Origin of the sequence: Asaia sp. W19 (assembly GCF_003994335.1) — a bacterium.
GTDB lineage: Bacteria > Pseudomonadota > Alphaproteobacteria > Acetobacterales > Acetobacteraceae > Asaia.
In genome coordinates this window covers 110,904-132,682 of record NZ_PNQZ01000019.1, presented here as the reverse complement: position 1 = coordinate 132,682, position 21,779 = coordinate 110,904, and the positions used below count along the sequence as shown (strand labels likewise).

Annotated in this window: 20 protein-coding genes and 1 pseudogene; 10 read left to right on the top strand and 11 right to left on the bottom strand. The window is 60.7% G+C overall.

The genetic code is table 11. The annotated features are described in order from the left end of the window. The first annotated feature begins 61 nt into the window (after positions 1-61). The 4 genes and pseudogenes from C0V97_RS04840 (at position 62) to C0V97_RS04825 (ending at position 4,542) form a co-directional block, all read left to right on the top strand. Positions 62-1,216 (top strand): murein transglycosylase A, encoded by a 1,155-nt coding sequence (locus tag C0V97_RS04840; RefSeq protein WP_127101236.1) that lies wholly within the window; start codon positions 62-64, stop codon positions 1,214-1,216. A gap of 2 nt (positions 1,217-1,218) precedes the next feature. Next, positions 1,219-2,025, top strand: a pseudogene (locus tag C0V97_RS04835) (DNA-methyltransferase); the annotation flags it as partial. Positions 2,026-2,406: 381 nt separating this feature from the next. Next, complete coding sequence (locus tag C0V97_RS04830; RefSeq protein WP_127101514.1) at positions 2,407-3,852, top strand: cytochrome c peroxidase; 1,446 nt, start codon at positions 2,407-2,409, stop codon at positions 3,850-3,852. Positions 3,853-3,897: 45 nt separating this feature from the next. After that, positions 3,898-4,542: a Smr/MutS family protein gene (locus tag C0V97_RS04825; RefSeq protein ID WP_233581973.1), complete on the top strand. Its 645-nt coding sequence runs from the start codon at positions 3,898-3,900 to the stop codon at positions 4,540-4,542. A 71-nt stretch (positions 4,543-4,613) separates the two neighbouring features. Here the strand turns inward: C0V97_RS04825 and C0V97_RS04820 are convergent, their stop codons facing one another. Continuing rightward, positions 4,614-5,708 (bottom strand): hypothetical protein, encoded by a 1,095-nt coding sequence (locus C0V97_RS04820; RefSeq protein ID WP_127101232.1) that lies wholly within the window; start codon positions 5,706-5,708, stop codon positions 4,614-4,616. 112 nt (positions 5,709-5,820) lie between these two features. Beyond that, a complete protein-coding gene (gene hemF, locus C0V97_RS04815) occupies positions 5,821-6,762 on the bottom strand; it encodes an oxygen-dependent coproporphyrinogen oxidase (protein WP_127101230.1) in 942 nt (313 codons plus the stop codon). Between the two features lie 178 nt (positions 6,763-6,940). Here hemF and C0V97_RS04810 point away from each other — a divergent pair, with 178 nt between their 5' ends. Continuing rightward, entirely contained in the window at positions 6,941-7,828 is an 888-nt protein-coding gene (locus C0V97_RS04810) for an S-methyl-5'-thioadenosine phosphorylase (RefSeq protein WP_127101228.1), read from the top strand. Positions 7,829-7,897: 69 nt separating this feature from the next. Here the strand turns inward: C0V97_RS04810 and C0V97_RS04805 are convergent, their stop codons facing one another. Then, positions 7,898-8,221 (bottom strand): hypothetical protein, encoded by a 324-nt coding sequence (locus C0V97_RS04805; protein ID WP_127101226.1) that lies wholly within the window; start codon positions 8,219-8,221, stop codon positions 7,898-7,900. 18 nt (positions 8,222-8,239) lie between these two features. Next, on the bottom strand, positions 8,240-8,914 hold the full coding sequence (locus tag C0V97_RS04800; RefSeq protein WP_127101224.1) for a dienelactone hydrolase family protein: 675 nt from the start codon (positions 8,912-8,914) through the stop codon (positions 8,240-8,242). A gap of 52 nt (positions 8,915-8,966) precedes the next feature. Between C0V97_RS04800 and C0V97_RS04795 the strand changes: the two genes are divergently transcribed. The 3 genes from C0V97_RS04795 (at position 8,967) to groL (ending at position 11,341) form a co-directional block, all read left to right on the top strand. After that, positions 8,967-9,218, top strand: a complete 252-nt coding sequence (locus C0V97_RS04795) for a DUF4169 family protein (RefSeq protein ID WP_127101222.1) — start codon at positions 8,967-8,969, stop codon at positions 9,216-9,218. A 138-nt stretch (positions 9,219-9,356) separates the two neighbouring features. After that, positions 9,357-9,647, top strand: a complete 291-nt coding sequence (groES, locus tag C0V97_RS04790) for a co-chaperone GroES (protein ID WP_127101220.1) — start codon at positions 9,357-9,359, stop codon at positions 9,645-9,647. A gap of 50 nt (positions 9,648-9,697) precedes the next feature. Next, on the top strand, positions 9,698-11,341 hold the full coding sequence (gene groL, locus C0V97_RS04785) for a chaperonin GroEL (RefSeq protein ID WP_127101218.1): 1,644 nt from the start codon (positions 9,698-9,700) through the stop codon (positions 11,339-11,341). 567 nt (positions 11,342-11,908) lie between these two features. Here groL and C0V97_RS04780 read toward each other — a convergent pair. The 6 genes from C0V97_RS04780 to C0V97_RS04755 form a co-directional block, all read right to left on the bottom strand. After that, the gene (locus C0V97_RS04780) at positions 11,909-12,823 is read right to left on the bottom strand and encodes a prohibitin family protein (RefSeq protein WP_127101216.1); all 915 of its coding nucleotides are present in this window, start codon (positions 12,821-12,823) and stop codon (positions 11,909-11,911) included. Between the two features lie 282 nt (positions 12,824-13,105). Beyond that, positions 13,106-14,563, bottom strand: coding sequence for a M48 family metallopeptidase (locus tag C0V97_RS04775; RefSeq protein ID WP_127101214.1), 1,458 nt, complete (start codon positions 14,561-14,563; stop codon positions 13,106-13,108). Further along, complete coding sequence (locus C0V97_RS04770; protein WP_127101212.1) at positions 14,564-15,007, bottom strand: hypothetical protein; 444 nt, start codon at positions 15,005-15,007, stop codon at positions 14,564-14,566. It abuts the gene before it with no gap. 74 nt (positions 15,008-15,081) lie between these two features. After that, complete coding sequence (locus C0V97_RS04765) at positions 15,082-16,761, bottom strand: CHASE2 domain-containing protein (RefSeq protein WP_158625341.1); 1,680 nt, start codon at positions 16,759-16,761, stop codon at positions 15,082-15,084. 215 nt (positions 16,762-16,976) lie between these two features. Further along, positions 16,977-18,050, bottom strand: a complete 1,074-nt coding sequence (locus C0V97_RS04760; RefSeq protein WP_127101208.1) for a bifunctional transcriptional activator/DNA repair enzyme AdaA — start codon at positions 18,048-18,050, stop codon at positions 16,977-16,979. Between the two features lie 51 nt (positions 18,051-18,101). Further along, entirely contained in the window at positions 18,102-19,016 is a 915-nt protein-coding gene (locus tag C0V97_RS04755; protein ID WP_127101206.1) for a LysR family transcriptional regulator, read from the bottom strand. Positions 19,017-19,121: 105 nt separating this feature from the next. Between C0V97_RS04755 and C0V97_RS04750 the strand changes: the two genes are divergently transcribed. After that, positions 19,122-19,883 carry an SDR family NAD(P)-dependent oxidoreductase gene (locus tag C0V97_RS04750; protein WP_127101204.1) on the top strand — a complete coding sequence of 254 codons (762 nt, stop codon included), beginning with the start codon at positions 19,122-19,124 and terminating at the stop codon, positions 19,881-19,883. A 69-nt stretch (positions 19,884-19,952) separates the two neighbouring features. On the opposite strand, the gene C0V97_RS04745 is transcribed toward C0V97_RS04750, so the two are convergent. Continuing rightward, positions 19,953-20,597 carry an SDR family oxidoreductase gene (locus C0V97_RS04745; protein WP_233581986.1) on the bottom strand — a complete coding sequence of 215 codons (645 nt, stop codon included), beginning with the start codon at positions 20,595-20,597 and terminating at the stop codon, positions 19,953-19,955. Positions 20,598-20,858: 261 nt separating this feature from the next. Here C0V97_RS04745 and C0V97_RS04740 point away from each other — a divergent pair, with 261 nt between their 5' ends. After that, positions 20,859-21,758: a LysR substrate-binding domain-containing protein gene (locus C0V97_RS04740; protein ID WP_127101202.1), complete on the top strand. Its 900-nt coding sequence runs from the start codon at positions 20,859-20,861 to the stop codon at positions 21,756-21,758. Positions 21,759-21,779 lie beyond the last annotated feature (21 nt).

Here is a 21,779-nt window from a genome sequence, read left to right as displayed (position 1 = left end):
GCCCTTCCGGCCTGTCTTTTATTGACGCGTCTTGCGGGGCGCACGACGAACTCGGTTTGGCATGAACATAGTTTCTCGTATCTCCCTGGGGCTTGGCCTCGCGCTCCTCTCATCCTGCGCGGAGCCGCAGCAGGAAACCCGGCTCGATCTGACGCCCGTCAGTTACGCGATGCTGGATGGATGGTCTGCGGAAACCCCCGCACAATTGCTTCCCGAATTACGGAGCGAGTGCCAGCGCCTGATGCGCCTTCCGCCCGAAACCCATCTGGGGGGCGCTGAGGGCACTATCCCGAACGGAAGCAGGGCGGGAGACTGGTCTGGGGCCTGTACAGCGCTCCAATCCGTAGCCAGCTCTCCGGACGAGGCGCGACGCTATTTCGAGCAATGGTTCGCGCCTTATCTCGTTTCGAATGATGCCTTCTTCACCGGGTATTACGAACCCCAGATCTATGCCTCGGCCACGCGTGAGGGGGCATTCCAGACGCCACTCTATGCCGCTCCGGGCGATCTGGTCAGAACGAAGGATACCCTCGGCGACTGGGTGACAGGGCGCTGGGATAACGGAAAATTCGTTCCTTATTACACGCGTGCCGAGATCGATGGCGGCGCGCTTGACGGTCATGGGCTCGAAATCGCCTGGCTACGTTCGCCGGAAGACCTGTTCTTTCTGCAGATACAGGGTTCGGGCCGCCTGGTCATGACCGACGGGTCGGTGCGCAGGGTCGGCTATGCAGCCAAGAACGGTGCACCCTATGTTCCCATTGGACGCATTCTGGTCTCACGTGGCGAGATGGCCGCGCAGGATGTGTCACTGCCCTCTTTGCGGAACTGGCTTGCTGCCCATCCCGATCAGGCGCGTAGCCTGATGGAGCAGAACCCCGACTATGTGTTTTTCAAGCGTGTGGACACGATCCCGCTGGATCGTGGCGCTCCGGGTGCCATGGGCATCCCGCTGACCCCCGGACGTTCCGTTGCGGTGGATCGCTCGCTTCTGCCTCTTGGGGTGCCGCTCTGGCTCGAGACGCGTATTCCGCTTGCAAGTGGCGGTGAGGGGCGCTGGACCCATCTCACCTTCGCTCAGGATGTCGGTAGTGACATCAAGGGCGTCGGGCGCGCCGACCTGTTTACCGGATGGGGGGCGGAGGCCGAGCAGGTGGCCGGCTCGCTTCGCAGCCATGGGCGCATGATCGTCCTGTTACCGCACCCGCCCGCCTGATCATGCAGGAAAAAGTCAGGGCACGGCGCGAAGCGATTGGTCGTCATGCCCTGATCCGGGGCGATGCGTTCAATGTCATGCGCCGTATGGAGACCGGGTCCGTCGATATTGTCGTGACCTCTCCCCCCTATAATATCGGGGTCGCCTATCGAAGCTACGAGGACAGGCTGGAGGAGCAGGATTATATCGGCTGGATGCAGACCATCTGCACCCAGATTGCGCGCGTGCTGAAGCCGGATGGGTCGTTTTTCCTGAATATCGCCGGGTCATCGGCGCAGCCGTGGCTACCCTTCGAACTGATCACCCAGCTGCGTGATATCTTTGTGCTTCAAAATCATATCGTCTGGATCAAATCGGTCTCGATCGAGGAGAAGACTTATGGGCATTTCAAGCCCGTCAACTCGTCGCGTTTCATCAATCATAACCATGAGCATGTCTTTCATCTGACTCATCGGGGTGATGTGCCCTTGCAACGTCTCGCGGCGGGTGTCCCCTTCACCGACAAGAGCAATATCAGTCGCCGACGCCACGCGGTCGATCGCCGGTGCAGGGGCAATACCTGGTTCATCCCCTATGAAACGGTCCGTCACCGCAAGGAGAAGTTCCTCCACCCTGGGACATTTCCGGTCGCCCTGCCGACGGCTTGCGCAACGCTACACGGCTATGATGCCCGCTCGGTTATTCTCGATCCGTTCATGGGCACCGGCACCACGCTCATTGCGGCTCAGGAACTGGGGCTGACCGGTATCGGGATCGATATCGATACGCGCTATGTCGCCGTGGCGCGCAGAAGGCTGCGCACTGCAATGGGAGAGGGGGTGCCAGACGGCGACCCTGACGAAACCAGGCGGGAGGCGGTCGATCCCGATCCGTTGCCGGGGCAAGCGCCTCGCGGGGATCATGGCCAGGATCTGCACCGGTCCGATCTCCCTGATGGGGAAGGGATGCCTCGCGCACAAACCGGGGATATCGACGCCGCTTCATCTCCCTGAGATCGGCGGGCGAGGTGAAGAGCGCTTGCCGAGAGCGCATCTCAGCTCGGGCTCCCTTGTCACGCTCATAGGTAAAAACGATCAAATTAATCGGGATCATTATTTTGACACTCGGGAAATGTGTCGTCATTGTGATGTATCGCACGATCACTAAAGGGAGAGAGACGGTTGACGGGTACCGCCGTAAATAAAGGGCTTATAAAAACAACAATTGCAGGTTTGGTTGTGGCCGGAGCTTTGGCCTATGGTGGAACGATAGCCTATCTCACCCATTTCGATCATCAGGGCGCCCCCCGCCTGCCAACGGGCAGCCCGACCTGGCATGATCCAAAGGCGCTCGCGGCCTATAGCGCGTTCCAGGAAACGCGTTGCGATTACTGCCACACGCAAAAGGCCGATCTGCCTTTCTACTTCAAGCTTCCCTTTGCAAATCAGATCATGAAGCGCGACCTCGTGGCGGGCCAGCGTCATTTCCGTTTCGAGCCCGTTCTGGCGGCCTTCATGAGCGGTAAACCACCCTCGGTCGAGCAGCTTTCGCGCATCGAGGCAGTCATCAGCCAGAACCGTATGCCGCCCGCAGCCTATCTGCTGATGCATCCGCATGCCTATATGACCGAGAGAGCAAGACATGATGTGCTCACTTGGGTCGCCGACCAGCGTCGGCGCTACTACGCGACACCGGGGGTGGCGCCGCAATTCGCCGGCGAGGTCATTCAGCCTATCCCGGAAAGTCTGCCCGTCGACTGGACCAAGGCAGAACTCGGACGTCAGCTGTTTTTCGACCGGCGTCTTTCCGGAGATGGCAAGCTCAACTGTGCAAGCTGCCATGGGCTGGACAAGGGGGGGGTAGACAACCTCGTCACTGCGACCGGGATCAACGGCCAGAAAGGCCCGATCAATGTCCCCACGGTCTATAACGCTGTGTTCAGCGTCTCCCAGTTCTGGAACGGACGCGCCGTCGATCTTGCCGCCCAGGCCGCTGGCCCCGTGACAAATCCGGTAGAAATGGGTGCACATGACTGGAATGCGGTAGCAGCCATTATCGCGGCCGTGCCCGAATATCACACGGCGTTCGCGAGCCTGTACGGACCTGACTCCGTCAATGAGAAGACGGTCACCAATGCTATTGCCGAGTATGAGAAGACGCTGATCACACCGGACAGCCCCTTCGATCTCTACCTCAAGGGCGATAACAATGCGATCACGGCGCAAGAGAAGCGTGGTTACGCGCGTTTCAAGGCTCTTGGATGCGCAGGGTGCCATAGCGGTGTCGCGATCGGCGGCGACGCCTATGAGGTCATGGGTCTCGAAGGGCCCTATTTCGATGACCGCAAGGCAAAGCTGAGCGCCGTCGATTCCGGCCGCGAAGGCTTTACGCATGCATTCGAGGATCGTCAGCGTTTCAAGGTGCCCAACCTGCGCAACATCGCTCTGACCGCGCCGTATTTCCACGATGGCAGCGCCGCAACTCTCGACGAGGCCGTGCGTCAGATGGCGCGGTACCAGACGCCTTACGGTACGCTTCCCCAAAGCGATGTCGATGATATCGTTGCGTTCCTCAAAACATTGACTGGCCGATATCAGGGCGTTCCGTTACAGCAGGTGGTTGCTGAACCGCCATTGAAGGCCCCTGACGCCCAGTAAGACACAGGGGCGGGAAGACCCCCCTTGTGCAGAGAAGGACTGGTAGTGGCCCGACGCGACTTGAGTTCGGACGAAGAAAGCCTCTGGCGCTCCTTCGCGCGCACGATCCTGCCCCTGCGTGACAAGGCCGGCCGCCTGTCAACGCGACATGGTCGTCCCCAACGCCGTTCCTCGGATCAGCAAAATCCTTCTGGCGATATGGCCGACCGGTCAGGGGACGTTCAGGGAAAGGCGGGTACCGGGCCCGGCTCAAATACCTCAGCGGACGCGTCGCCTACTCTGCGTATCCGCGAGGTCATGCGTGTCATGGCGGTCCCCGTGCCAAGGGCGCGGCAGCATGCGCGGTTGGAGATCAATAATCGTCAGCCCGGGCTTGATACGACATCATGGAATGCGCTTGCCAGCGGCAAGATGAAGCCGCAGCGTCGTCTTGACCTGCATGGCCATTTTGCCCAGGACGCTTTTCACAAGCTCCACCACTTCCTGCATGCGTCGAGCGCTCAGGGTGTGCGCTGTGTCGAAGTGATTACCGGCCTTGGCAGCGGTCAGGAGGGAGGCGTGATCCGGCAGGAATTGCCTCATTGGCTTGATCGGGGTGATCTGAGGCCGCTCATCCTCGCCGTTGTGCACACCCACAAGAAGAACAAGGGTGCGGTGCGTATCCTGCTGAGATCCCGTGATCGCCTCTGAGGCATCGAGATGCGCTCAATGGCGGGTGCGGCGCTATCGGCACAGCGCGTGAGGACCAGTGCGCGCTCTGTTCAGGTGGGGCGCGTTTCCTGACCCTGACGCCATCTTGGCTGGTTATTGTTGATCCAGCGTCTGAGGGCGAGAAGCGATGTCAGTTCCGGCTCGAGTTGGTTCAACAGAGGGGCCGCGTCGGCGCCTGCCGTGATCGTCAGGTGCTGGGAGTCATTCCAGGTCTTGAGTGCGGCCTCCGTGACCGCCTCCTGCGCCGCGTGGCGCCACCGCGCAATGGCCAGTGGCGGTGTCAGCATGGGTAAGGCGAGGATCAATGCCGAAGCGGCAGCATTCGAGACGGCACCCCAGGCCTGATATAATGCGCCAGAGGGCGCATGGCCCCGGGCCATTGCATAGGTCGCGTCAAAGCTCGGAACCCCGGCGATCGTCGGGCCGGAAAAGAAGATGGGTTTGATGCCCTCCGGAGCGGAGGCGATATCGGCCGAGAGATCGTCCCCCGGCCCGGGCGTCAGCTGCACGGCATCGACCTGACCGCTCTTGAGCGCTTCGAGCGCTTCTGCCTTGCCGGCATATCCCGGGACAGGGAGGGGGTGCAGGCCCAGAAGGGAGAGCCCAAGGAGGCTGGAAAGCTCCACGCCGGTGGGATGCGACACCGCCAGTCTTACAGGGCGGTCATGGAACATGCCGCTCAGTCGAGATCGTAGGGACCTGTGGAGTTCCGCCTTGGCGAGCGTGACAACCGGGCGGCGCGCCATGATGAGCGCGGCCCAGCGCGAGTAATCGAAATGAACTCGCGCATCCCCCGCGAGCGAGGCGATCAGGGCAGCGCCGGGCGCCAGAATGGCGGTGTTGCCATCGGCTTCCGGGCTTTGGGTGTCGAAGAGATTGGCGGCTGTCACCCCGTCCCGGCCCAGATCGTAATGGGTCGAGATGGGGGTGAGGGTGGATAGTCCCCTCGCCAGGGCGGTGGCGAGAATGGGCGCAACCTGACCAGGCAGGGAGTCGGGGCCGCCGCCAACGATGAGACGGGGGGTATCTGCCAGAGCAGGAGGGCGGGCTTCGGCGCTGATGTCGTCTTCCCAGGCGCGGGCAGGGAGGATGGTCGCCGCTGTGGTCGCGGCGATGGTGGAGAGAAGACTGCGGCGGCTCAGCATTCTTTTTGCCGCCAGAGACATCATCTTGCTGTGCACGTCGTTCCCTTCACCGCCAGATCGTCTGGCTTGCCGCGATAAGCCAGACGATTGCGGCCAAATCGTGTCCCGTTCGTCAGGGCCACTTCACCTCTGGAGGCATGCTCATGAGAATGGCCTCGGTATTGCCACCGGTTTTCAGTCCGAAAACCGTGCCACGGTCATGTATCAGATTGAACTCCACATAGCGACCACGACGAATCAGTTGCGCGTCGCGCTCTTCATCGGTCCAGGGACGCATCATGCGCGAGCGTACCGCACGGGGATAGGCTTCAAAGAAGGCGAGGCCCACATCCTTGGTGAAGGCAAAATCCTGATCGACATTCCCGCTGTCGAAATGGTCATAGAAGATGCCACCCAGGCCGCGGGGCTCGTTGCGATGATGCAGATAAAAATACTCGTCGCACCATGCCTTGAAGCGCTCGTAATAGGCCGGGTCATGGCGCGCGCAGGCATCGCGGAAGGTCTGGTGGAAATCCGCCGCGTCCGCCTTGGCTTCCTCGCTGTCCGGGAAGATGGGTGTGATGTCGCCGCCACCGCCAAACCAGCCATTGCTGGTGATGATCATACGGGTGTTGAAATGCGCTGCGCTGACATGGGGGTTACAGGGATGCGCGACCAGCGAGATCCCGGTCGCAAAAAAGCGCGGATCCTCATTGGCGCCAGGCATATTCCTGCGGAATTCGGGAGAGAATTCTCCCCAGACGGTCGAGACATTGACGCCGACCTTCTCGAACACGCGCCCACGCATGACGGACATGACGCCGCTGCCATGCAGGTTGCCGCTCGGGTCGTCATGGCGGTTCCATGCCGTACGCACGAAACGTCCCGCCTCGGTCCGGTCACGCAGCACGGGAGAGCGTCGGGAGACAGCCTCGTCCTCGATCGCCTCGTATGAAGCGCAGATCTTGTCGCGCAACGCTTCGAACCAGTGACGCGCTGCCTCCTTGAAGGAATCATGGGGGACATGGTCACGGATGAGGGTGCCGAATGTTTTCGGATCCAAAGTCGCGCTCATCACAAGCTCCGCTTTCTGTTTCAGCTGGTCTTGCGCCAGCCTGAATGGGCAAGCCTATAGCAAAACGGGGCTTTTGAAACCATGACGGGGGAGATGAAAACACTGACAGGTTGCGAAACGCCTCATTCTGGTGTTCCTGAAGCCCTGCAAAGCGGTCAGACCGGAAAGGTGAAACCTGATGACTGAAGATGTGACCATCGAACCCGTGATCGGCCTTATCGGCGGCTCGGGCCTGTATGACATTGACGGACTGGAAGAGAAGGAATGGCGTCGTGTCGAGACGCCCTGGGGCGAGCCCTCGGACGAACTGCTCTTCGGGCGCCTGAATGGTGTGCGTTGTGTATTCCTGCCACGCCACGGCCGCGGTCATCCCATTCCTCCCTCGGAGCTCAATTTCCGCGCCAATATCGACGCACTCAAGCGCTCAGGCGTGACGGATATTGTCTCGCTCTCGGCGGTCGGATCGCTGCGTGAGGATCTGCCGCCTGGCGTCTTCCTGCTGGTCGACCAGTTCATCGACCGCTCATTTGCGCGCGAGAAGAGCTTCTTCGGACGGGGCTGTGTGGCCCATGTGGGCATGGCCGATCCGGTATCGGCACGCATGGGGGACGTGATCGCGGAGCAGGCCGGAAAGATCGGCGTGGAGCTGGTCCGCGGCGGCACGTATCTTGTGATGGAAGGGCCGCAATTCTCGACCCGCGCCGAGAGCGAGCTTTATCGCCAGTGGGGCTGTTCGGTCATCGGCATGACCAATATGCCCGAGGCCAAACTCGCCCGTGAGGCCGAGATGTGCTATGCGAGCATCGCCATGGTGACCGATTATGATTGCTGGCATGACGACCATGATTCCGTGACCGTGGATGCCGTCGTGGCGGTCATGACCCAGAACGCGGCCAAGGCCAAGGCCCTCGTCAAGGCGATCATTCCGGAACTCGGTCGCACGCGTGGGCTGTGCCCCTCTGGGGCCGAGCGCGCGCTCGATCACGCGATCATCACGGCACCCAATGCACGCGATCCACAGATGCTCGCGAAGCTCGATGCCGTGGCGGGGCGCGTTCTGCGCTGACGCGCCTTCGGGAAAGGGGCCGAAAACGGCCCCTTTCCCAATGCTCCGTTGGCCGGAGCGTGAGCTTGCTCAGGACCGGTTCTGTTTCTCGGGGAAGTGGTCGCGATCGCCTTGATCGGTCTGGCGCTCGGGAAACTCCCCAAGGTTCTCCTGAATTTCGGCATTTTCGACCTGCACATCGGCAAGCGCCGGGTCAGGAAGGCTGCTTACCGGAATTTCGCCCGTATGGGGGTGCTCCTCCATGCCGATGATTTCCGAGGCGTTTTCGAGATAGGCTTCCGGGCCGCATCCCGGCTTGCCATCGGCTTCCCAGAGTTCGCGCGACTTGGCGGTGATGCGCGCATCGCGCTCCGGGCTGTCAATCAGGGGGTTGGTGCTGTCTGTGCTGGGCATGATGCGGCTTTCAGAAAATCAGAGATGAGTGGAGAAGAACGCGATGCTGCGCTCATGGGCGAGATCGCGAGCGTTACGATTGAAACCTGGACGATCATTGCAGCCAAATCCGTGACCGGCCTCGTCATAAACGAAGATTTCGACCTCCGGGCGGTTCTCGCGGATCGTGTTGATATCGGTATGGGGGATGTGATCGTCCTCGCCACCGAAATGGAGCTGCACGGGGCAATGCGGCTTTTCGTGACTGACTGAGGCAATACCACCCCCATACCATGCGCAGGCAGCAGAGAAGAGGCGCGTGCGTGTTGCCGCCTCCCAAGCCACAAGTCCGCCCCAGCAGAAGCCGAGGATTCCAACCTTCGCATGGCCATGATGACTGAGCGCATGGGCGCTGGCCGTGACATCCGATAGAAGTTCATCCGGGCTGATCCGTTCACGCAGGGCGAGGCCCTCGCTCATGCCATTCTGGTCGTAAGGCAGTACGGCGTCACGCCTGGCGCGATCGAACAGGGCCGGAGCGATCACGTGATAGCCGTGACGATCAGCGAGTTCATCGCAGACGGCGCGTATATGATCGGTCAGGCCGAAGATTTCCTGGACCACGACGAGGGCGCGCGGCGCACTGGCCTCACCGGCCTCATAGGCGCTAAAATGGTGGGTATCCGAGGCGGTCAGGGATATCAGGTGTCCCACGGAACGACCCTCCTTCATTCTTGTTCATTGCGTCGGGAGATCAACGATCACCATGGCAGAAATCATCAATCTGCGTCGTGTGCGCAAACGTGTGGCGCGTGAGAAGGATGCGGCCCTTGCGGAGGAAAACCGGATCCTTCACGGTCGGACCCGGGCCGAAAGGCTGAAAACCGAGCTTGAGCGCGGGATCAGGGCACGCGAACTTGATGGCGCCAGGCTGGAGGACGCAGCCTTCGCCGTGCCTGCTGGCGCGAATAATGAAGGCTCGATGAAAAATGACGGAGATGACAGGAACGACCCTTGACGATAGGGCAGGGCTCTCTTACCTGTTTGGCACTCTCGTATCGGGAGTGCTAACGCGCTGCGGCTGAGCGGGCGCGCAAACCGGCGGCGTTGCTTTTGAGCAAGGACGCCGCCTTAGAGAAAAGTGGAGCGATCCATAATGACAAATTTTCGGCCTTTGCATGACCGTGTCGTCGTTCGCCGCCTTGAGGGCGAGCAGAAGACGGCCGGTGGTATCATCATTCCGGACACCGCCAAGGAAAAGCCGATGGAAGGCGAAGTCGTCTCCGTTGGTTCGGGCGCCCGTAATGAGCAGGGTCAGCTCGTGGCACTGGACGTCAAGGCTGGCGACCGTGTGCTGTTCGGCAAGTGGTCCGGCACCGAGGTGAAGATCAACGGCGAAGAGCTGCTGATCATGAAGGAAAGCGACATCATGGGTGTGATCGGCTGATTTCCAGTCTCCCCATCTTCGCACACTGAACCTCTACTGGAGAAAAGATAATGGCTGCCAAAGACGTAAGATTCGGCGCTGATGCCCGCCAGCGTATGCTGCGTGGCGTGGATATCCTGGCTGACGCCGTGAAGGTCACGCTTGGCCCGAAGGGTCGCAACGTTGTCCTGGACAAGAGCTTCGGCGCACCGCGCATCACCAAGGACGGCGTTTCCGTCGCCAAGGAAATCGAACTGGCCGACAAGTTCGAGAACATGGGCGCCCAGATGGTGCGCGAAGTGGCCTCGAAGACCAACGATATCGCTGGTGACGGCACGACCACCGCAACCGTTCTGGCCCAGGCCATCATCCGTGAGGGCGCCAAGGCTGTTGCCGCTGGCATGAACCCGATGGACCTGAAGCGCGGCATCGACAAGGCTGTTGCAGCCGTCGTTGAAGAGCTGAAGGCGAACACCCGCAAGATCACCACCCCTGCCGAAACGGCGCAGGTCGGCACGATCTCGGCCAATGGCGAGCATGAAATCGGCGAGATGATCTCGCAGGCCATGCAGAAGGTTGGTTCCGAAGGCGTGATCACGGTTGAGGAAGCGAAGGGCCTGCACACCGAACTCGACGTCGTTGAGGGCATGCAGTTCGATCGCGGCTACATCTCGCCGTATTTCGTGACGAACGCCGAGAAGATGATGGCGGATCTGGATAACCCCTATATCCTGATCCATGAAAAGAAGCTGTCCTCGCTTCAGCCGATGCTGCCGCTGCTCGAGAGCGTTGTGCAGTCTGGCCGTCCGCTCATGATCATCGCAGAAGACGTCGATGGCGAGGCTCTGGCCACGCTGGTCGTCAACAAGCTGCGCGGTGGCCTCAAGATCGCTGCTGTCAAGGCTCCTGGCTTCGGTGACCGTCGCAAGGCCATGCTGGAAGACATCGCTATCCTGACGGGTGGCCAGGTCATCAGCGAAGATATCGGCATCAAGCTCGAGACGGTTACGCTCGACATGCTCGGTCGCGCCAAGAAGGTGCATATCGAGAAGGAAAACACCACGATCGTTGAAGGCGCCGGTAACACGGACGACATCAAGGGCCGTTGTGCACAGATCCGCGCGCAGATCGAGGAAACCACCTCGGACTACGACCGCGAGAAGCTGCAGGAACGTCTGGCTAAGCTGGCTGGTGGCGTTGCCGTCATCCGCGTCGGTGGCAGCACCGAAGTCGAGGTGAAGGAGCGCAAGGATCGCGTTGACGACGCGCTGCACGCAACCCGCGCCGCCGTTGAAGAAGGCATTGTTCCGGGTGGTGGCACGGCTCTTGCCCGCGCTTCCGTTGCCCTGAAGGATCTGGCTTTCCAGAACGACGATCAGCGCGTCGGTGCGGACATCATCCGCAAGGCCCTGCAGGCTCCGCTGCGTCAGATCGCGTTCAATGCTGGTGAAGATGGCGCTGTCATCGCTGGCAAGGTGCTCGAGATCGACAACTACACGCACGGCTTCGACGCACAGAACGCCGAGTACAAAGATCTGGTGGCCGCTGGCATCATCGATCCGACCAAGGTTGTCCGCACGGCTCTTCAGGACGCAGCTTCGGTTGCCGGCCTGCTGATCACGACGGAAGCCATGGTTGCCGAGAAGCCCGAGAAGAAGGCCGCTCCGGCCGGTGGTCCGGGTGGCATGGGTGGCATGGGCGATATGGATTTCTGATCCAGCGCCTTTCTATCAAGGTTATGAAAGAGCCGCCCTGTCGAAAGACAGGGCGGTTTTTTTATGTAATGCGTCCAGGTTCTATGTCTTTGACGGGTGCGCGCGGGAGGGGGCGTCGATAAAAGGCGGCTGCGTTTATGAAAGCTTTTGTTGAAGCAATGAGCGCAGGAATGCCCGTATGTACGAATCTCGCAACTCCTGGCTCGGAGGACATGAGGAACGGACATGGGAGGCGGATTGTTTAAGGACCCCCATGCCGACCTTGGACGGCGAATGGAATGCGAACCGGCTATGGTCGTTTCGGAAACGGTTTGTCTCTTACCTTGTCGGGCCAGGCCGCAGGTGAACGAGCGGGCGTGATACCTCAGGAACCGTTCGCTATCTCGGCGCGGCCTCTAGCTTTCCCTATGCGCAGGTGATGGGGCGAGAAGCGCACGCCGGCCGCAATCGCGGTGTCTGAAGCCGTTTCCCGTTCCCAAATCCGGTGCCACGCTTTGGAGAGAGCACCGGATCGGCAAGAGGGCTTTGTCAGGAGCAGGGCGTGACGCTCGCCAGGAAGTGAGGCCTCTATTTCTGAACGGACTCCATCGAGCCGATGAAGGGGAGGGGGGCGCCTGCGCTCAGATAGGTCGGCATGGTACCCGACCAGCGATCCAGCGCCTTTTGCTGCAACAGGGCCGGTGTCAGGGATTGCGAGACGAGACTGTTCGCCTTAGCCTGCGCCTGAGACGTCACAAGCAGCGCCTGGGCCTGTCCCTGTGCCGTTGCGACGGCGGCATCGGCCTGCGCCTTGGCCTGAACCACCTGAGCCTGCGCCGAGATCTGGGTCTGTTGCAACGTGTACTGGGCCTGCAATGCCTGTTGCTGAGCCACCTGCTTCGCTTCGATGGCCTGCGCGTAGGCGGTCGAAAACGCGAAGTTGGCCGTGTTCACGGAATGAATGGTCAGATGATAGGGCTGAAGCGAGCGAATGATCAGATCCTTGATCTGACCATCCACCAGGTCGCGCTTCGTGATCAGCTCTTCCGCATTATAATTGGCGGTGATCGCTTTCACATCGTTCGAGACCGTGGGCTCGATGATCCGGCGCGCGAGAACATCAAGTGTGCGGAAATCGCGGAAGAACCCCGGCGCATCGGCGGAGGCAATATGGAACGTGACCGATACGGAGGTGCGGACATCCTGAAGGTCATGCGTTGCAGCCTGTTCATGCGAGGTGATGGTCTGTGGCTGCGTGGAGACGGAGATGATCTTCTGATAGACCGGTATCGCGATATGCAGACCGGGCTCGAGCGCAGTGGGCTGCACCGAGCCGAAATTGGTCAGAATGCCGCAATAGCCCGAGGCGATCTGGTAGAACGGATTCAGGATTGCGATCACGGCAACGGCGCCCAGAGCAACGACACCGATCTTGATCACGCCGGAGGGGAGGCGAGGCGGGATGGGAAGCGTCTTGCGGGGCGGGAGTTCTGGGAAAGACATGGTGCAATCGGTCCTTCTAACCGCTATTTTTATTCTCGGACAAAGACGAGACTTTGAATATTTAGCGGCAGTATTGGCATTGGCAACGCATAGTGCAGCATGGGCACGACAATATCCAAGTCAAATCAAGTCTGTCCCGTATTCTTTGGGCAGCTGATGCCCAACCATACGGTCAGGCGCGCTGCCGGCCGGCGCGGGCGAAACTAGCGAGTATGGTCAAAACGTGCCCCTATTGCATGCGTGCCCAGAGGTTTCGGCTGAAATCACCGGGCAGCAGGGCTGTCAGTTCTTTTCGACGGCAGAACATTGCTTGGCAAGGGCGTCTTCGCCCAGTCCCTCACAGATCGCCGAAAGCTTGAAGGCGTTCACCTCGTCCTTGGCCTTGCGGGCGTTTGTGATGCGGTAAGGGAGGAAGCTCGTATTGTTCATGGCCGTCTGTTCGGTGGCCATATATGTTTCTGCCTCATTGTACTTGCCGGCAGATGTCAGAGCCATGCCCCATTCCGTCGCGATCGGGAACGTGACGTCATCGCGCTGTGCCGCTGCGGAAAGCAGCTTGACCCCCTGGGCCTTCTGTCCGGTTTGCGTGGATACCTGATACGCCATGAGCGCGTAATAGGCGCTTCCGCTGGCGGGCTGGGCGACATGGGCCAATGTCTGTCGGGCCTGACCCCACTGGGCCGATTTGATCTGAACGGCTGCCTGATTGAGCTGTTCCGTGCCCTTGAGCAGTGCAGCGACGGGGCGACTGGACTCCCATTGTTGCAAGGGCCTGCGTTCGAGTGCGACATGGGCGCGTACCGGATAGGCCTGGCGTAGGTAGGCCGCCAGGGCGACACGTCTCTCGCGTGCATGAGGGTGCTGCTGGGCAACCGCTCTGAGCGCGTCCACAATTGCCCCATCCAGTCCGTCCCCTGCTTTCGCCTGGAAGGTAACGGAGTCTGCGACAAAGCTCTTGCCTGTCTTCTGCTCGTCCTGTGCCTGACGTTGCATCTCCTGATCTTCAGAACTGATCAGGACGTCCATCACATCTGTTGCAGCACTGACGGCATAGCCTGCACGCGCCATCAGATCGACAGCGAGCGCGTCGGCCTGCTCTTCCTGATCACGCGACCATGAGGGGAACAGGGTCGTATCAAGAAAGGCCTTGGCGCCCATGGAAGAGACGATGGCCCTGCTGACATCGCCTGCAGCCCCACTGCCAGCAGCGAAGCGACCAATAACGGACCCCCATTTCATGGCGCTGAAAGCATAGTCCTTGCGCGCCTTGCTTGCGCGTTGCGCAGCCGTATGGCCCAACAGGATGTGTGACAATTCATGCGCCAGCACGAAAGCCAGGGCATCTTCCTTCTGGATATCCGGCGTATCGTGGAAATAGCGGATCAGTCCGGTATTGAGGAATATGGCGCCTCCGACCGATACATCCGATGTGAAGGCCATATCAGGCGTCAGCCAGACGCGCGCATCCGGCTTAGGGCCGGACCAGCCATTGAGCAATCGGTCGACGATCTCCTGAGGGTAGGCCGACACCTGAGGGGCCTCGATCACTCCCGATGCCAGCGTGTTTGCTGGGCTCAACAGTCCCTGCACGGTCGTAGCCTGCGCGTAGTCCTGAGGAGGATGCGTCTGATCGATCAGGCGTCCGCTGGTGGGAATCCCGCTACCGCCCTCTCCGGCGCAGGCGTTGAGGGTCAGGAGGCTGAGCAGCGCAGCCAGTGGACGGGATGGTGCATACATCATTCAGCTTCCATGACAGTTGCGGCCGAGGTTGTTTGTGCTGCCGCCGACTTCGTCGGTGGAGGCGGCGCCGATCTGCACGCATTGCGTAGGCGTGGGCGCGACAGCTCCAATCTCGGCCTCGACGGAATCCTCGGTGACGTAAACGACACCCTTGTCGGTCTCGACTGCGAGCATATCGGTGGATGGATCCTTGGCGATCACGCGATGGCCGGTCAGAGAAGCCGCCTCGACCCGGGTGGTGGGCTGGCCGTTGCGGTCATAGGCCTGAATGGAGGGGGTGTTATAAGTGCCCTTGATGACGGGCGCCGTTGCAGCAACACCCGGCTGGGTTAGCAGGACAATCATCACGGATAGAATCCCTGCGAGGCTGACGCGGCATGATTTCTGTTGTGATTGCGGGCGGTCTGACGCGCCTGGCGTCGGACTGGAAAAGCGTTTGGTCATGAGGGTCTCCTTTCATCCAGTGGGAAAGAACCGGGCAGAGCCATTGCACGGGGTAAAACCAGGGGGGGGGGGACCTATCCTCTGAACTGTGCAAGTCGTGTCCGAACTGCCCGGCTCGTGTCGCGCGGGAGATCGATTAGCCGGTTCAGAAAACGGCAGAGCGGCTGAACGAAGCGATTGCGCTCCTGTTCCTCTTCCACCCCGGCGGCGAGCCAGAGCAGGAGCAGGCCGATCCAGTCGGCATTCGGCCATCGTGGACCAGCCTCATTCAGAGCGAAGCCTATCGCGGCCAGACTGGCCAAAAAGCAGAGTTGTGATGTCAGGCCGCGCTCTTCCTCGCCCGGGGCCTCGCTCGCGGGGCGTCGTGGGGGCATGGCCCATGCCCCGATGAAAAGCAGGGTCACGAAAAGCCAGATGATGACGAGATCCATAAGCATGTCGGGCGAAAGTTCGGAGGCAGCCGGAAGCGCAACAGTGACTGCTGCGGCCAGAGCGCAGGCGACGCTGCGTCGCCGTCTGCCTTGTGTCCAGCGCAAGGCATGATGATGGGTCTCGGGGCTCTGCCTGTAGGTTTCGTCTGCCTCGCCCCGTCGCGCCGGCTTGAGCCGCATGACGAGCGCCACGCTACACACGAGCCAGATCAGGGCCTCGAGCAGCTCGGCCTTGTCCAGTCTCAGCCATCCCAGTTGTGCGATCTCGGGCGGCTCGTGGAAGTAGCGCGGGCCATAGGTTACGAGATTATCGAAAGCCATGGCATGGGTGACGACACCAGGGATCCGCCCAAGCAGGGGCACGATGGTATCGTCATGCTGGTCGCGGATATCCGAACCGTAAAAGACGGCCCGCCCAGTCATGAGTGCTGAAAGCGGCGGGCTACCGGGGGGGGCATCACGCGCGCTGTGGCCAAGCTGCTCGGCACCCATCACCAGGGGATAAAAGGCGAAATGCCTGACGCTCCCTTTGGAGTGGAAGAAAAGATAGTTCAGAGCAAGACGCGAAGCTGCATACAGTCGGGTGCATGAACGGAACAGCCACCCCCCACAATCGCGTTGCCAGCTCTCCCGGAGGTCGCTGACCTGATCCTGCGCCGGATCGGGGGCCAAACCCCAGCGAATCACCATGGGACGGGTGAAGTCATGAGTATCAATTGCGTTGCACTTTGCGCGCCAGCCTTGGTGGCAAAGCTGCGCATAAAGTGCCCAGGCAGGATTGACTGCCTTGAAGGGGGCGTCCCCGTCTTCGGAAGCCGCATCCTCATCGACAAGCGGATAGGTGCCAGTGCTTTCGAGGCCGTTGCTGTAGACCTGCGACGGACGAAGCTGTGGGGGAAGGGCGGCCTGCCCGTCTCCTGCTTCCCCACGGGCGAAGAGAAGCGGAACATTCATCACGCGTGCCCGTGCGATGACAGGGGTGAAGCTGTCGAGACTCTCTCCGGGCAGTTCGCGCATCATGCGGAAGTCGACAAAGATCGCTGCCGGGTGAGCGTCGAGTATCTGGTTCAGGATCGATACATGGCGCGTGTAGGAGAGTGGAAATGCAGTGCCGAAACGTCGGAGCGTCTGATCGTTGATTTCGACCACTGCGACATGGCGGTGGGAATCAGGGTCGCCCGCGCCGTAGAAAGGGGCGGTGAGCGCATTGAATAATCCCGCAGATGTCTGCTTCGTTGCGCTCTCGAGCCCAAGGGGATCAAGAACCTTGTAGATGACGAAGAAGATCATCATCGCAACGACATATACCAGCCGAAGGCGCATGATTACGCGCCTCCGGCCCAACGGCTTCCCCTGTCTCATTCCACCTGCCTGGTCTGTTGCGTATCCCATCGCATCCGGGCGTGGCCGAGACCGTCCGAACATGTTTCGAAACGATTCGGAAAAACTTAGTCACAGTAAGTTGACTCTATCAACAGATTCCGGATGCCCTGGAGACGAAGCGCGCAAGGCGTTGCATCAAAGCTTCACTGATCGGATCAGGAGCGCGAGCATGTTCCGCTGATCGATATTTCTTGCTCGATCTCGATCAGCCGCTGCTTGCGCCACAGGCCGCCACCATAACCGGTCAGGCTGCCATCTGAGCCGATCACGCGGTGACAGGGGATCATGAGCGCAATGCAATTGGCACCATTGGCGCGTGCTACGGCCCTGACGGCGCCGGGATGGCCGATCGCTCGTGCAAGCTCGCCATAGCTGCGCGTCTCGCCCGCCGGGATTGCCTGCAAGGCGCGATGGACACGGCGTGTGAAGGTCGATCCCTGAGGCGCGAGAGGGGTTTCAAAGCGCGCACACCTGCCGCTGAAATAGGCGTCCAGTTCCTCGCGCGCCTGCTCGGTAACCTCGGTTCTGCCAAGGCCGAGCGGAGATTTGAGCGCGACCTGCAGAACTGTCAATTCGCGGGGGAGGGCCTTGCGATCGATGAACTCGAGAAGATGCAAATGGCGTGCGGATGAGACGGCAAGCATGTCGCCCAGGGGCGTCGCAATCCAGCTTGCCTGAAGTAGTCCCCCTTGCTTGAGCGCCCCTGGCGCGCAGCCAATCAGGCGTGAAAATGCCTCGCGAAAGGCGCTGGGTGATTCAAACCCTGAATCGATCTGGGCTGCAATCACGGTCTCCCCTTGTGAGAGCGTGGTGAATCCGTCACGCAAGCGCCGCTGCCGCGCCATATCGAGAAACGTCATGTCGAAATGCCGCTTGAAACTGCGCCGCACCGTGGAGGGATCAAGACCAAGGGCAACGAGATCGCGCTCGCTCCAGCGTCGACCCGGATCGGCATCGAGACTGTCAAGCAACTGGGCGATGAGTGGGTCATGGCTTGCGCCCCCCTGTAGCGGATGGCACCGCTTGCACGGGCGAAAACCGGCCTCGATGCATCCCCTCACGCTGTCGCGAAAGCTGCAATTGGTCGCGAGGGGCTTGCGCGCAGGGCAGGTCAGGCGACAGAAAATGCCCGTCGTGCCGACGCAGACATAAACCCGCCCATCATAGCGGGCATCGCGCGCCAGAAGGGCTTCATAGAGCGTCTCATGGGAGGGAAGATCGAACAGCATGACGCGATCCTAGCTATTCCGGCCTGATCATGAGGTCGGAAATCGGGCGTTTCATTTTTTGGAGTGCTGCTGCCTGTCCCTGTCGAAAGCCCCAAAGATCTCAACCAGCCAATCCATGAAAACCCGCACGCGTGGCGGAAGCTGCCTGTTGCTGGGGTAGAGAAGCGTCAATGGGGTTGGTGCCGGTGGGAAGTCCGACAGAACCTCCACCAGCGCCCCCCGAGCCAATTCGGCCTCGAAGCGATAGCGCGGCGCCTGTGCAAGGCCCAGCCCCAGACAAGCCGCGGTTGCCGAGGACTCGGCGCCGGAGACGAGCAGCCTGGCCGGTAGCATGCGTTCGACAAGACGGCCTTCAAGGCTGAATTCCAGTGGCAGGATCTGCTTAGTGCGGGAAGACGCAAAACCGATCATGCAGTGCCCGTCCAGATCATCCGGGTTGCGCGGCGTGCCACGGCGGGCCAGATAGTCCGGGCTGGCCACCGTGATCTCGGGCAAAAGGCAAAGCGGACGGGCAATCATGTCGCTATCGGGTAGAGGGCCGCCACGCACCACACAATCGACGCCCTCGCGCAACAGATCCACAAGCCTCTCGCCTTCGCCCAGATGAACGGTGAGCCCCGGATGGCGGGAGAGGAACTCGGGAAGAGCGGGCAGGATGATCGTGCGTGCCAGATGCCCGACCGTATCGAGGCGGATCACGCCCGAGAGCGCGGAGCCGATGGATCTGTCGGCTTCTTCCAGCGATGCGACGATCGACCGGCAATGGGCGTAATAAAGTCTGCCTTCCTCGGTGGGCTGTACATGGCGCGTAGAACGATGCAGCAATCGCGCACCGAGACGCTGCTCGAGCGCCTGTATGGCTGCGGTCGCTGCAGGTCGGGATATCCCGCAGGATGCGGCTGCCGCGCTGAAACTGCCGCGCTCGATGATACGCAGGAAGAGGTCGATACTCGCCAGTCGATCCATCTGATTATTCCGTATTACGGAACAATGATGACAGGTCTTCCTGCCTTATCACAAGCCTCACCGCATGGAATGTTGCGCTCATCACCAGCGAGAGGAAACAGCATCATGACACAGCATCAGCCTATCGCCCTGATCACGGGCGGCAGCCGCGGCCTTGGACGCGCTACAGTCGAGGCTCTGGCGAAGCGGGGTATTGGCGCGATCCTGACCTATCAGGGCAATCGAGAAGCCGCGGAGACCGTCATGGCCATCGCCCATGCGGCAGGGGTGAAGGCCGCCATCCTGCAACTCGATGTTGGCGATACACGCAGCTTTGCGCAATTTGCCACTTCTGTGGACGAGATCCTGAAGGGATGGGGCCTCACCCATTTCGACTATCTCATCAACAATGCGGGCAGCGCGCATAATGGCGGTCTGGCCGATACTACTGAGGATGAGTTCGACCGGATCTATCGCGAGCATCTCAAGGGGCCTTTCTTCCTGACGCAGGCGCTTCTGCCCTTGCTCCGGGATGGCGGGCGTATTCTCAATATCAGCAGCGGTCTGACCCGTTTCACCTTCCCCGGCCGGATCGTGTACGCCTCGATGAAGGGGGCCGTAGAGGTTATGACGCGTTATATGGCCAAGGAACTCGGGGTACGGGGGATAACGGCCAATGTTGTCGCGCCCGGTGCCATTCAGACCGATTTCTCGGGGGGCATGGTACGCGACAATCCCGAGATCAGCCGCCATATTGCCGGGCTGACCGCGCTCGGGCGCGTGGGCGTGCCCGAGGATATCGGCCCCATGATCGCTTCGCTCCTTTCGGAGGATAATCGCTGGGTGAACGCGCAGCGTATCGAGGTTTCGGGCGGGCAGTCTCTCTGAAGCAATAGTCTTCGGGAGACGCCTATGGTCTCTCCATGATTGGAGAGGTCTCGAGCAAAGGAAAGTCGCTCAGGGATTCAGGCGCGTCAGTCGGGCATGGCGCGCCGCCTTGACCGGTTCGGGCGTGAGCCTGTTTTCCTCCACCATTCGCCTGGTCGCATCATCACCGCCCACAACATGGTCGAGATCCTTCATCAGGGCCTCATAGCCCTGACGAGCCACCAGGGTCTTGTCATTCTTGGGGCCTTGATCGATCGCGCTGCGCGCCATGCCAGCATTTTTGTGAAAGCGGCTATCTGTGGCGCCCGGTAGCAGGGCAGTGACGGTGACGCCGCTTCCCCTCAGTTCCTCGCGCAGGGATTCCGCAAACATGAAGCCGAAGGCTTTCGAGGGGCCATAGACGGTCTCGAAAGGTGTGGGGAGCGTCGCAGAGACCGAGGAGGTGATGAGAATACGCCCGTGGCCCTGTGCGACCATGAAGCGCGCCACATTCTTGGCCATATGGACAGTGCCGGTGATGTTGATCGCAATCACGCGCAGGTCGTCCTCCAGGGCCGTATCAATGAAAGCGCCCCCAAGCCCAATCCCGACATTCAAAGCCGCAGCCTCAAGAGGTCGGCCAAGCCCTAGAGTAAATTGCCAGAAGCTTTCCACCCCCTCATGGGTCGCTGCATCGGCCCGATGGGCATAAGCGGTCGCACCGAGGTCCTCAATGTGTTTCGCGGCATCGAAAATCTGCGCGCTCGATCCGGAGAGGGCGACATCATATCCGTTTCATATCCGTTTCGCGCAAATTCGAGCGCAAGTTCAAAGCCGGTGCCGGATGAAGCGCCGGTCACGAGAGCGAGGGGGCGATGGGTCACGGGGTGAGTCCTTTCCTGAAAGCGATCCGTCTGATCGCCGGGACAGGGAACATTCCGGGCCATTTCCGGTTTACAGCGCTCATTTTGATGGTGCGATGAAAGAAATTCACGAATGAACGCGAGTGGGATCAGCAAGGACAGCCTGGAGAGCTTTCTTGCCATCGCCCGGGCGGGCAGCTTCACCCGTGCAGCCTTGCAACGTGGCGTGACGGGTTCGGCACTGAGCCACGCCATGACGCAGCTCGAGCGCAGACTGGACGTGCGACTATTCCATCGGACGACACGACAGGTCAGGCTTACCGGCGCGGGTGAGATGCTTCTTGCGGAGATCGCCCCGCATTTCGAGCGGATCGACGCCTCGCTGGCGCAGCTTGAGGCTTTTCGGAGGCTTCCCTCGGGCAGGTTGCGTATCACGACCCTGCGCGATGCAGCGACTTTGCTCCTGGCGCCAAGGCTGGCGGCGTTCATGGCGCTTTATCCCGCCATCGAGCTCGATATCGTGGTGGATGATCGCGTCGTGGATGCAGTATCCGAGGGGTTCGATGCGGGCATACGCTATGGGGGCACTGTCCCTGAAGGCATGATTGCCAGACGTCTGACCGACGATCTCAACTGGGTTGTTGTGGGTGCGCCGGCTTATCTCGACGTCATGGGACGTCCCCGCCAGCCAGAGGATCTGATGCGCCATCGCTGCATTCGTATCCGCACGGGAACCGGACGGCTCTATTCCTGGGAGTTGGGCAGAGGCGAACGACAATGCGCGCTCGATGTGCCGGGCCAGGTCATTCTGGGCGATAGCGAATTATCGCTGGCCTGCGCTTGTGCAGGGGGAGGGTTGTTTTACTGCCTTGAGAACAGAGCCCGAGCGGCTCTCGATTGTGGCGCGCTTGAACTCGTCCTGCCCGAATGGACGTCAGTGGGAGAGGGCTTTCACCTCTATTATCCCTTCCGCAAACACGTACCCTCCGCATTGCGGGCTTTCACGGCGTATTTCTCGACCCGCAGCGCCTGAGAGATTCACCTCGATTGCACG

Coding starts and splice junctions, on each gene's coding strand:
- C0V97_RS04840 (WP_127101236.1), top strand. CDS start 62: ATGAACATAGTTTCTCGTATCTCCCTGGGGCTTGGCCTCGCGCTCCTC.
- C0V97_RS04820 (WP_127101232.1), bottom strand. CDS start 5,708: ATGCTGAGCCGCCGCAGTCTTCTCTCCACCATCGCCGCGACCACAGCG.
- hemF (WP_127101230.1), bottom strand. CDS start 6,762: ATGAGCGCGACTTTGGATCCGAAAACATTCGGCACCCTCATCCGTGAC.
- C0V97_RS04810 (WP_127101228.1), top strand. CDS start 6,941: ATGACTGAAGATGTGACCATCGAACCCGTGATCGGCCTTATCGGCGGC.
- C0V97_RS04805 (WP_127101226.1), bottom strand. CDS start 8,221: ATGCCCAGCACAGACAGCACCAACCCCCTGATTGACAGCCCGGAGCGC.
- C0V97_RS04795 (WP_127101222.1), top strand. CDS start 8,967: ATGGCAGAAATCATCAATCTGCGTCGTGTGCGCAAACGTGTGGCGCGT.
- groES (WP_127101220.1), top strand. CDS start 9,357: ATGACAAATTTTCGGCCTTTGCATGACCGTGTCGTCGTTCGCCGCCTT.
- groL (WP_127101218.1), top strand. CDS start 9,698: ATGGCTGCCAAAGACGTAAGATTCGGCGCTGATGCCCGCCAGCGTATG.
- C0V97_RS04780 (WP_127101216.1), bottom strand. CDS start 12,823: ATGTCTTTCCCAGAACTCCCGCCCCGCAAGACGCTTCCCATCCCGCCT.
- C0V97_RS04775 (WP_127101214.1), bottom strand. CDS start 14,563: ATGATGTATGCACCATCCCGTCCACTGGCTGCGCTGCTCAGCCTCCTG.
- C0V97_RS04770 (WP_127101212.1), bottom strand. CDS start 15,007: ATGACCAAACGCTTTTCCAGTCCGACGCCAGGCGCGTCAGACCGCCCG.
- C0V97_RS04765 (WP_158625341.1), bottom strand. CDS start 16,761: ATGCGCCTTCGGCTGGTATATGTCGTTGCGATGATGATCTTCTTCGTC.
- C0V97_RS04760 (WP_127101208.1), bottom strand. CDS start 18,050: ATGCTGTTCGATCTTCCCTCCCATGAGACGCTCTATGAAGCCCTTCTG.
- C0V97_RS04755 (WP_127101206.1), bottom strand. CDS start 19,016: ATGGATCGACTGGCGAGTATCGACCTCTTCCTGCGTATCATCGAGCGC.
- C0V97_RS04750 (WP_127101204.1), top strand. CDS start 19,122: ATGACACAGCATCAGCCTATCGCCCTGATCACGGGCGGCAGCCGCGGC.
- C0V97_RS04740 (WP_127101202.1), top strand. CDS start 20,859: ATGAACGCGAGTGGGATCAGCAAGGACAGCCTGGAGAGCTTTCTTGCC.